Origin of the sequence: Candidatus Rickettsia tasmaniensis, from assembly GCF_036857515.1 — a bacterium.
GTDB classification, from domain to species: Bacteria; Pseudomonadota; Alphaproteobacteria; order Rickettsiales; family Rickettsiaceae; genus Rickettsia; species Rickettsia rickettsii.
Genome location: NZ_JAQCNX010000089.1, coordinates 1 through 509, shown reverse-complemented (window position 1 = coordinate 509; position 509 = coordinate 1). Strand labels below are relative to the sequence as shown.

Here is a 509-nt window from a genome sequence, read left to right as displayed (position 1 = left end):
ACTGCGTTCCGTGTTTCCTTCAAATTCCTCTTTATTAGCTACGTTATGCAAGAAGTCGGTCACTGTTTGTTTTTTATCTTATTTTTCTGATGTCATCCCCGCGGAGGCGGGAATCCAGTAAAACCTATAAAAACTTGTTTTTATAGGTTTATTTTGTTAATTAATGAGTAATTGTTGAGATCGGGATTAAGGCTACTTTTTCTGGATTCCCACCTCCGCGGGAATGACATCAGAAAAATAAGATAAAAAACAAACAGTGACCGACTTCTTGCATAACGTAGCTAATAAAGAGGAATTTGAAGGAAACACGGAACGCAGTACTACAGCGTACACTTTAGTACGTGAGGATGCGAGTACCGGATTGATACACAAATTACCTTTAGAAGCAAGTTATGCAAGAAGTCGGTCACTGTTTGTTTTTTATCTTATTTTTCTGATGTCATCCCCGCGGAGGCGGGAATCCAGTAAAACCTATAAAAACTTGTTTTTATAGGTTTATTTTGTTAATT

1 pseudogene is annotated in these 509 nt (G+C 37.3%); it reads left to right on the top strand.

Features of this window, described 5'->3' with window-relative positions:
• Positions 1 to 265 precede the first annotated feature (265 nt).
• Positions 266 to 394, top strand: a pseudogene (locus tag O6R16_RS08105) (palindromic element RPE1 domain-containing protein); the annotation flags it as partial.
• Positions 395 to 509: the final 115 nt, after the last annotated feature.